This window comes from Saccharothrix sp. CCNWYY140 (assembly GCF_037401995.1).
Lineage (GTDB): Bacteria > Actinomycetota > Actinomycetes > Mycobacteriales > Pseudonocardiaceae > Actinosynnema.
In genome coordinates, this window is the sequence record NZ_JBBEGC010000045.1 from 1 (window position 1) to 8,033 (window position 8,033).

The following is an 8,033-nucleotide window of genomic DNA, read 5'->3' on the forward strand; positions in this document are numbered from 1 at the left end:
CGGGGTGCGGGCGGCAGTGTGGCGCGCAGGGCGGGCGGCTCAGGGCGGGCGGCGCAGCGCAGGCGGCGGGCGTGCAGGCGGCGGGTGGGCCGGTGCGGGCCGGGTGGGCTGGGCCGGGCTGGCATGCGGGCGGGCTGGCTGGGCGGGCCTGGCGGTGGGCGGCGCGGGCCGGGCGGGCCTGGCGGTGGGCGGCGCGGGCCGGGCGGGCTGGGAATGGCTGGTGGTGGTGGGGAGGGGGATGGTGGAGAGGGGCGGGGCCGGGGGAGTGGGGACTGGGGCCGTTGACCGCGCTCCTTGTTTACGGGACGCGCGAGATGGGGTTTGGTCGCGGATCCTGTATGTCACCTGATCGGGTGTTTCCGCGCGGGCGAGTCCGGACCCGCCCGCAGAACCCCCTCAGAGCTGGGCCGCGCACCGGATCTCGCCAGGGCAGCTGCGCAGCACCGTCACCCTGGGCGGGGTGGTGATGACCGCGGGTGGTGTGGTGGCGTCGCCGGGCCATTGCAGGGAGATCGCCAGCGAGGACGCGTTGTTGTCGTAGTCCTTCTCCACCAGTGCCCTGTCCTCGTTCACCACGTTCACCACGTCGTACACCCCCGACGGCACGTGGGTCAGGTCCAGCCACTGGAAGTCGACCTCGTAGTCGTAGTCGTCGCCCGACCCCACCGAGATCCCCTGCTTCACGTCCAACGCCCCCGGCTGCCCCCGCTTGCACGTGTTCTCCCGCAGGAACAACGCCAACTGCCCCTCCGGACTGGACTGGTCCTTCGGGCGGGCGGGTAGCTCGCGGGCGTCTCGGGCCGCGTAGCGGTCGCCCAGGCAGAAGCCGTTCTTGCGGTCCGCGGTCACCGTCTCGCCCTCGGGGGTGCGCAGCATGAAGTGTTCGAAGTCCAGCAGGTGCCAGTGCTCGTGCGTGGCCGCGGGCTCGTAGTACACGGTCGCGGGCAGGTCGCGTTGTGCCGATTCGTACGAATCGGGGATCGAACGGTCCACACCGGACTGGAACGCCTGCCGTGCCCGCATCACGGCATCCGAAGGCGAAGACCGGCGCGCGTAGATCACCAACGGGCCGTCGCCCACGTTGTCCGCCGACGTCGTGAAGCGCAGCCGCACCGCGCCCGCCGGGCCGGTCGAGAGGCAACGCCCGTTGGCCGCCAACGGGTCCTCCACCAGGCACACGTCCCAGTCCCGGCACTGGCCCGGGTCGCGCGCGGTACCGCCGGGGCAGCCCACCGGCGCCTGTCTCAGGTCGGGCAGGAGGGGACCCGACTCGACCGGGACGCCGAGCGCGGCCACGGTCATCGCGGCCGTCGCCGCGGTCTGGAATTTCCTGATCACCGGGACAACCTAGTGCCCCCAACGGGAAACGACACCCCGGTTCACTCGATCGACTGAGGTGCAAGGGAAAGCGCCGCGGCAAGACTTACCTTCCCCCGCATTCCAGCCGGAAGACCCGAAGGAGAACCCCACGGTGGACACCGTCACGCTGGTGTGCGGCACCCGCCCCGAGCTGATCAAGCTCGCCCCGCTCATCCGCCTGTTCGGCCCGCGCGCCACGCTCGTCTACACCGGACAGCACTACGACCGCGCGATGTACGACCTGATCCGCCGGGACATCGCCGAACCCGGCAGCTTCCACGAACTCGCCCTCGGCGGCGCGCGGCGCGGCGCCCAGCTGGGCCTCGCGACCAAGGCGGTGGACGACGTCCTCAGAGGACACCCGACCGCCGCCGTCGTGGTGCAGGGCGACACGACCTCCGCGCTCGCGGGCGCGCTCGCCGCCAACGCCAACGACACCCCGCTGGTGCACGTCGAAGCGGGTCTGCGCAGCTTCGACCGGGCGATGCCCGAGGAGCACAACCGGGTCCTGATCGACCACCTCGCCGACCTGTGCTGCGCCCCCACGGAGCTCAACGAGCAGAACCTGCACGCCGAACGCATCCCCGCGGACCGGATCGCGGTCACCGGCAACACCGTCGTCGAGGCCCTGGACACCGCGCTGCCCGGCCCGGACGCCGAGGAGAAGGTCCTCCAGACCCACGGCCTCCGCCAGGACGCCTACGCCCTGGCCACCATCCACCGCCCGGAGAACGTCGACGACCCGGACAACCTGGAGACCATCCTGCGCCACCTGGCCGACCTGCCGCTGCCGGTCGTGCTCCCGCTGCACCCCCGCACGGCCAAGCGCGTGGAGGAGCACGGCCTGACCGGGCTCCTCCACTCGCTCACCGTCATCGGACCGCAGGCCTACCCGGACTTCCTGGCGCTGGCCCGCTGCTCCGCCGTCCTGGTCTCGGACTCCGGCGGCATCCAGGAGGAGGTCAGCGTCCTCAAGCGCCCGGTGGTCGTGGTGCGCCGCAGCACCGAACGACCGGAGATCGAGGGCACGTTCGGCACGCTCGTCCCGCCGGGTCCCCGGATCGGGCGCGAGGTGCGCCGCTGGCTGGACGACGTGCCCGGCCACCGCGCCCGACTGGCCGGGATCCCGTCGCCCTACGGCACCGGCTCACCCTCGGTGCGGATCGCCGCCGCCCTGGAGCGGCTGGTCGGCCGCACCCTCGCCGCCCCGGCCCTGGTCTGAGCCACCGCGGACCGCGTCGTCCACCAGAGCGACGACGCGGTTCGCCAGGCCCACGCTGGAGTTCCAGCTGGTCACCTTCGGGTACACGTGCGCGGTGGTGGCCAGCAGCAGCGGCGTGCCCTCGACCTCGACCGCCGGCCGCTGCTTCAGGTACCCCAACGGGTACACCGGCTCCACGAACGGCGCCTTGAACAGCCGCACCTCCTCGACGTCGGCCGAGGTGAGGTCCGGGTACAGCCCGACCAGCTGCTTGGTCCACCGCGCCGAGATCCGCGCGTCGTCCTCGCGGTACAGCGCGGACCCCCGGTCGGTGTACTTCATGACGTAGACGAGGTGCCGCCCGTCGAACGGCCCCGCCAGCGCCGACATCTCGATCACGCCGTCGAAGTCGGTCCCGGACCGCACGACCGGCGCCCAGTAGTGCCCGGACAGCGGTCGCTTCAGGAAGAACAACGCGTTGACCACGCCCTGGTAGGCCAGCCGCACGTCGGGCAGCAGCGGGGCCAGGGAAGCGTCCGCGACCGACCGCAGCACGGGCAGCGGCAGCGTCGAGATCACCCGGTCGGCCGCCAAGACGTCGTCGTCGGACCCGAACACCACGGTCCCGTCCACCCCGACCCGCGTCACCGGCGCGGAGGTCAGCACCACACCGCCGGCGTCCACGATGGACCGCCGCAGCGCGTCGATGATCGACCGGTAGCCGCCGGCGGGGTAGCCGCGCACGGCCACGTTGCTCTCCCGCCCCAGCCGTTGCCACAGGTACAGCGCCGGCACGTCCCCGAAGGCCGCCCCGAACTTGGACCCGAACATCGGCGCCAGCAGCGCGTCCCACACGGTGTCCCCGTACAGGCCGCGCAACCAGTCCTCGGTGCGCAGCCGGTCCAGGTCCCGCCCGCGCCCCAACCGCCGCAGCAGCAACGACACCACGCCGAACCGGACCCGGTCGCGCAGCCGCAGCGGGGTGAACCGCAGCAGGTCGGCCGCCGAGTTGAACGGGTGGTGCCGCCCGCCCACGACCATGCCCATGCTGGTGCGCCGCCACGTCACCGAGTCCCGCAGCCCGACCTCGTCCAGCAGCGCCAGCAGGTCGTCGTCGGTGGGCATCACGCAGTGGTAGAACCGCTCGACCCAGCCGTCCCGCCACGGGGTGAACGTGCCGAGCCCGCCGAGCTGGTCACCGGCCTCCAGCAGGGTGACCTCGGCCCCCGACCGGGCGAGCCGGTGCGCGGCGGCCAGTCCGCAGATTCCGCCGCCCAGGACGGTGACCCGCGTGCCCATCAGAGCGGCCGGTACGGTGCCGGCGCCAGACGATCACGCATCAAAAGCCGCAAATACTGCGCGATCGTCCGACGCAGCTTCAACTTGCTCGGACCCTGCTTGCGGTCGTACCGCAGCGTCAGCGGCACTTCGGCGATCACCGGGCGGCAGTGCCGCAGCTTGAGCAGAAGCTCGACCATGCACGCGAACCCGCGCTCCTCGACCAGCCGCTCGCCCCAGTGCTCGGCGGCGCGGGCCAGCAGCGACACCCGGTAGGCGCGGAACCCGCTGGTGAAGTCGCGCACCCCGTCCACGTCGAGCACGCGCCGGAACAGCACCGCCGCGCCGCGCGAGAGCAGCCGGCGGAACGCGGGCGCGGTGGCGTCGTCGCCGCCGTCGACGAACCGGGAGCAGATCACGACGTCCGCGCCAGCGGCGATCTCCCCGCGCAAGGCGGTGATCAGCGCCGGGTCGTGGGTGTCGTCGGCGTCCATCACGACCACCAGGTCGTCGGGGGCGGCCACCTCCAGCACCGCGCGCAGACCGGACTGGACGGCCTGGCCCAGGCCGAGGTTGACCGGGTGCCGCACCACGCGGACGTCCACCCCGGCCACGCCGTGCGCGCACTCGGCGGTGCCGTCGGAGGAGCCGTCGTCGACGACCCAAGCGGTGATCTCCTCGGTGCGCGCCACCTCGGCGATCCGGCGCAGCAGCGGAGGCAGCGACTCCGCCTCGTTGTAGGCGGGCAACACGATGTGCGCACGGCCCCGCGTGCGAATCGTGGCGGGCGCGGTGTGCGCCTCGCGTTCGTCGACTGCCACTGTGCCGACCCCATTTCCGTTGTTCCGGGTAACCGGGCCAGAATTATTCGCCTGGGAACTCGAACCGGGTTCCACCCACCCCCGTCCCCCGATGGCTAAGTTGGTGACGGGAACCCGTACGACACGACTGCTTGCATCGCTTGATAGGAGGACTCGATTTCCCCAAAGAGTGAACGGGGAGGCCGCTCCCTGTTCTTTCAAGCGCTAAGTAGTCGGAATTCTCTTTCGAGTGAACTCGGTCGGATTACGAAAGGACGTCGTCGGAATGTGCAGTGGCGTGGTGTTGGCGTACTGGGGGCGGGCGCTGCTCACCCGGGAGGGTGGCCAGTGGTGAACCGGGTGGGCACGACGACCCCGACCCCGACCCCGCCGCAGCAGCGGTCGGGGGAGTCGCCGCGGTCCGGCGAGGTCGGGCCGAGGTCGGACGAGTCGTCGGCGGGGACCGGGTCGCGGTCGGGCGAGCCGTCGACCGGGGTCGGGTCGAGGTCGGGCGAGGCGTCGGCCGGGGTCGGGCCGCTACCGGCGCGCGACCCGCTCGGCCGGGTGAACGCGGTCGCGGTGCTGCTGGTCGTGGTGGACGTGGCCGCCTTGGCGGTGGTCGCGCGGGGCCTGCCCTGGGCGTGGGCCGCGGTCGCGGCGGGCGCGCTGCTGGGCGTCCGGGCGTCCTGCCGGCTCTACCGGCGGCGGCTGTGGCTGTCCTGGCTGCACGACGTGCCGCGTTCCACCATCGCGACGGCCACGGCGTTCGCGCTGGTCACCGGCGTGACCCTCATGGCGGGGACGCAACCCGGGACCACCGCCGCAGTCCAGTGGGCGATGGTCGGATTCACCTTGTGGAGTGAACCTGCTCGCCTGTTCGTGTTCGCTTTCGGGCGGTGGGCGCGCCGCCGGTTCCACCGCTGCGACCGCACGATCGTGGTCGGCGCGGGCAAGGTCGGCGCGACGCTGACCACCGCCATGCTCCAGCACCCCGAGTACGGCCTGCGCCCGGTCGGGTTCGTCGACCCGTCGCCCGCACTGGACCCCGACGACCTGCCGCTGCCGCTGCTGGAGGAGAACCTCTCCGACGCCATCACCCGGTACGGGGCGGGCTCGGTCGTGCTCGCCTTCTCCCGCGCGACCGACTCGCCGCTGGTCGACGCCGCCATCACCGCGCACCGGCTGGGCTGCTCGATCTTCGTCGTCCCCCGGATGTACGAGCTGCACCAGGACGGACCCGACGTGGAGCGGCTGCGCAGCTTCCCGCTGGTCCGGCTGAGCACCGCGCCGACCACCCGGCCCAGCTGGTGGGTCAAGCGGGGCGTGGACGTGCTGCTCGCGGGCCTGGCGCTGGTCGTGCTGGCGCCGGTCATCGGGGTGTGCGCGCTGGCCGTGCTGCTGGAGAGCGGGCGGCCGGTGATCTTCCGCCAGGTCCGGGTCGGCATGGACGACCGCACGTTCGTGCTCTACAAGCTGCGCAGCGTCCGGATGACCGGCGAGGACGATTCCCAGGTCCGGTGGTCGGTGGTCGGGGACCGGCGGGTCGGCCCGGTCGGGCGATTCCTGCGCCGGACCTCCCTGGACGAGTTGCCGCAGTTGTGGAACATCCTGCGCGGCGACATGTCGATTGTCGGACCGCGCCCCGAACGACCGGGTTTCGTTCGCGAATTCTCGGCCGTCCACGACCTATACTGGGCGCGGCACCGGGTGCCGACCGGATTGACCGGACTCGCACAGGTCCACGGGTTGAGAGGGGACACCTCCATTGTCGACCGGTCGCGTTACGACAACTACTACATCGCGAACTGGTCGTTGTGGCTGGACGTCCGAATCCTGTTGCTGACGGTGGGTGAGCTGCTGTGCCGGAACAACCGCTGATTCGCAGTCGTCGGTGGCGCGTGGCCGTGCGGGCGGTGGTCGCCGCGGTCGTCCTGGCGGGCTCGGTGTGGCTGCCCAGCTCCGCCGGGCAGTGGCTGGGGGAGCCGGAGGAGGAGAGCGCGCCGCTGCCCGCCGACCCGCAGCCGCTCGCGCCGCCGCCCAAGCCGCTCGCGCCGTGCGCCTGGTGGTACGGCATCGGCGAGCCGCCCACCTACGCGGACCTCAAGTTCGCCGCGCAGCACTACGACCTCGTGGTGCTCAACGCGACCGAGACCGCGGCCATGCGGCGGCTGCGCAAGCTCAACCCGAAGATCAAGGTCCTGGTGTACAAGGACTTCTCCAGCACCCGCAACTACCCGGGCGCGGTCGACGGCGGCAAGGACGCGGCCTACCTGCCCAGCGGCGTGGGCTACATCGCCGCGCAGAAGAACCACCCGGAGTGGTTCGCCGTCGACACCGCCGACCGCCACATCGAGTGGAAGGGCTACCCGCTGCACTGGCAGATGACGGTGTGGACGGAGTCCTACCAGAAGGCGTGGGCGGACGCGGTGACCGCCGAGGTGGTGCGCGAGGGCTGGGACGGCGTGCTGGCCGACAACGACTTCAGCTCGCTCAAGTACTACTCGTCGGCGGTGGTCAAGGGCACCGCCGACGCCGCCGCCACCGACCGGTTGATCCGCGACGGGCTCGACCGGTTCCTCCAGGTCGCGGGCGACTCGCTGGCGCAGCAGGGCAAGATGCTGATCCCGAACGTGTCCGAGTCGCACCTCACGCCGGGCCGGTGGACCGCGCACTCCCGGTACAGCGGGGCGATGGAGGAGAACTTCGGCCTGCGCGAGAACACCAGTGGCGGCGAGCTGCTGACGTTCCGGGGCAACGAGTTCAAGGAGCTGCGGGCGCAGGCGGCGCTGGGCGAGTCGTGGCTGCTGCTGGTGACCCGGACGCACAGCCTGCGGGAGGAGCGCGTCGGCTACGCGACGGCGGCGCTGCTGGCCGGGCCGTACACCTGCTGGAATGCGGCCTCCACCGTGGATTACCAGGACCCGGAGTGGTCGGCTTACCAGGACGCGGGGCTGGGCGAGGCGGTGGAGGCGGCGAACCAGCTGCCCAACGGGGTGTGGACGCGGACGTTCACCCACGGGTGGGTGGCGGTGAACCCGACCGGCAAGGCGGTGCGGGTCACCCCGCCGGCCGGCATGGCGACGATCGAGGGGCACCCGGTGACCGGGGCGGTGGAGCTGACCGGCGCGGACGCGGCCGTCCTGGTGAAGGCCCCGGCCCCGGCGACGACGGCATCCCCGACCACCGCCACCGCACCCACCACCTCGACGACCACCACCGCTCCGACCACGCCGACCACCACCACGCCGACGACCACGACCACCACGCCGACCACGACCACGACCACCACGACCACGCCGCCGACGACCACCACGACCCGCCCGGCCGGCTGAGACCAGGGCTGCCGGGCGGCGGCCGGTGCGGTGCGGTGGGTTGGGTCGGCGGCGGTGCTCGGC

6 protein-coding genes are annotated in these 8,033 nt (G+C 72.3%); 3 read left to right on the forward strand and 3 right to left on the reverse strand.

Annotated elements, in window-relative coordinates; all coding sequences use genetic code 11:
- Window positions 1-396 precede the first annotated feature (396 nt).
- Complete coding sequence (locus WBN91_RS20610; protein WP_337724207.1) at window positions 397-1,338, reverse strand: lysyl oxidase family protein; 942 nt, start codon at window positions 1,336-1,338, stop codon at window positions 397-399.
- 133 nt (window positions 1,339-1,471) lie between these two features.
- On the opposite strand from WBN91_RS20610, the gene wecB reads away from it, so the two are divergent.
- On the forward strand, window positions 1,472-2,581 hold the full coding sequence (gene wecB / locus WBN91_RS20615) for a non-hydrolyzing UDP-N-acetylglucosamine 2-epimerase (protein WP_337724208.1): 1,110 nt from the start codon (window positions 1,472-1,474) through the stop codon (window positions 2,579-2,581).
- Here the strand turns inward: wecB and WBN91_RS20620 are convergent.
- Together WBN91_RS20620 and WBN91_RS20625 are read right to left on the reverse strand one after the other, a co-directional pair.
- Window positions 2,507-3,859: an FAD-dependent oxidoreductase gene (locus tag WBN91_RS20620; RefSeq protein ID WP_337724209.1), complete on the reverse strand. Its 1,353-nt coding sequence runs from the start codon at window positions 3,857-3,859 to the stop codon at window positions 2,507-2,509. The genes wecB and WBN91_RS20620 overlap by 75 nt on opposite strands.
- Window positions 3,859-4,659, reverse strand: a complete 801-nt coding sequence (locus WBN91_RS20625) for a glycosyltransferase (RefSeq protein WP_337724210.1) — start codon at window positions 4,657-4,659, stop codon at window positions 3,859-3,861. Before WBN91_RS20625 ends, WBN91_RS20620 begins: the two co-directional genes overlap by 1 nt.
- 339 nt (window positions 4,660-4,998) lie before the next feature.
- Between WBN91_RS20625 and WBN91_RS20630 the strand changes: the two genes are divergently transcribed.
- On the forward strand, window positions 4,999-6,516 hold the full coding sequence (locus WBN91_RS20630; RefSeq protein ID WP_337724211.1) for a sugar transferase: 1,518 nt from the start codon (window positions 4,999-5,001) through the stop codon (window positions 6,514-6,516).
- Window positions 6,517-6,536: 20 nt separating this feature from the next.
- A complete protein-coding gene (locus WBN91_RS20635) occupies window positions 6,537-7,970 on the forward strand; it encodes a putative glycoside hydrolase family 15 protein (RefSeq protein WP_337724212.1) in 1,434 nt (477 codons plus the stop codon).
- Window positions 7,971-8,033: the final 63 nt, after the last annotated feature.

What these genes read in the sequence shown, in the direction of transcription:
- WBN91_RS20620 (WP_337724209.1), bottom strand. Translation starts at nt 3,859, where the DNA reads ATGGGCACGCGGGTCACCGTCCTGGGCGGCGGAATCTGCGGACTGGCC.